1 protein-coding gene and 1 pseudogene are annotated in these 1,348 nt (G+C 39.3%); both read left to right on the forward strand.

Translation table 11 applies throughout. The features are described 5' to 3' along the window. The coding region (locus F6K53_RS42820; RefSeq protein WP_293086690.1) for a thioesterase domain-containing protein at window positions 1-899 on the forward strand (899 nt) is incomplete at its 5' end. Between the two features lie 60 nt (window positions 900-959). Beyond that, a pseudogene (locus F6K53_RS42825) lies at window positions 960-1,348 on the forward strand (sulfotransferase family protein); the annotation flags it as partial.

Here is a 1,348-nt window from a genome sequence, read left to right on the forward strand (position 1 = left end):
GTTTAAGCAATGCCTCCATCAAACAAGGTATAGTTGAGGATGACTCTTACCGTTCTACTTTAGTATCGATTCAGCCAAATGGTTCAAAACCTCCTCTGTTCTTTGTCCCTGGAGTCTTGGGCAATGTTTTCGATCTCTATCCCTTGGCACAACACCTAGATTCAGAGCAACCTTTATATGGCTTGCGATCGCTTGGTTTAGATGAGGGGGAAAAGCCATTAACCCGGATGGAAGACATAGCAGCCCACCACATCCAAGCCTTACAAGCCGTTCAGCCTAAGGGGCCATACTTTCTGGGCGGTCATTCAGCAGGAGGAAAGGTGGTTTTTGAGATAGCTCAACAGTTAAAAAATCAGGGACAGGAGGTAGCTTTACTTGCCATTATGGATGGTTTAGGGACAAATATTCAAAAATATCAATATTTTGCTGATTGGAACAATACTAAACTCATCAACGATATAAGCAGTTTTTATCAAGGTTCTTTAGGAGAAGCGGTCAACGTTTATCCTGAAACACTTCAATCTATTGGAGAGGAAGAACAGTTAAATTATCTTCTGGAAAGATTGAGAATAGCTGGTTTTAAATTAAGCCAAGATGAACTAAAACGTATTTTTCAAGTTTACAAAGCTAACGTTAAAGCTGATGTTGACTATATACCACAAGAGAGTTACCCAACTTCAATTACTTTTTTCCGAGCTATGGAAACAGAGGTCTTTGAGGCTACCCTCGGTGAAACAACAATACTGGAAGACCCAACTTGGGGGTGGGGTGATATTTCTGCTGAACCTGTGACAATTTATGAGATTCCAGGCAACCATTTCACGATGATGCGAGAACCACATGTTCGATTTCTATCCCAAATCCTTAGGACTTGTCTGGAAAGCAACTGTAATCTGTAAACTAATAGCGCTATCAACAATATCTGATTAAGTATAAAATTACCGACAAATAGAACAACCATGAAAAAAATATTAGCTTTATGGGCAACACCTCGCTCAATCTCCACCGCCTTTGAAAATATGATGCGCCAAAGAGGTGATTTTTTTGTTTTTCATGAACCTTTTGGCTTATCTTACTACAACTCCCCAGAGCGTCGCGATACTAATCGTTATCCAGATATAGAACTCAATCCTGAATATAATCACCAAAAAATTTGGCAAAAACTACGACAGCAAGCAGATTCCCAGGCAGTTTTTATCAAGGATATGTCCCATTTTACGTTTTACTTAGCTGATAGAGAATTTTTGTCTATATTTGAAAGTACTTTTCTGGTGCGTAATCCCGCTAAAATGCTACCATCACTTTACAACAAATGGCCTGATTTTACTTTAGAAGAAGCTGCTTATGC

The sequence above is a fragment of the Moorena sp. SIO4A1 genome (assembly GCF_010672065.1).
Lineage (GTDB): Bacteria > Cyanobacteriota > Cyanobacteriia > Cyanobacteriales > Coleofasciculaceae > Moorena.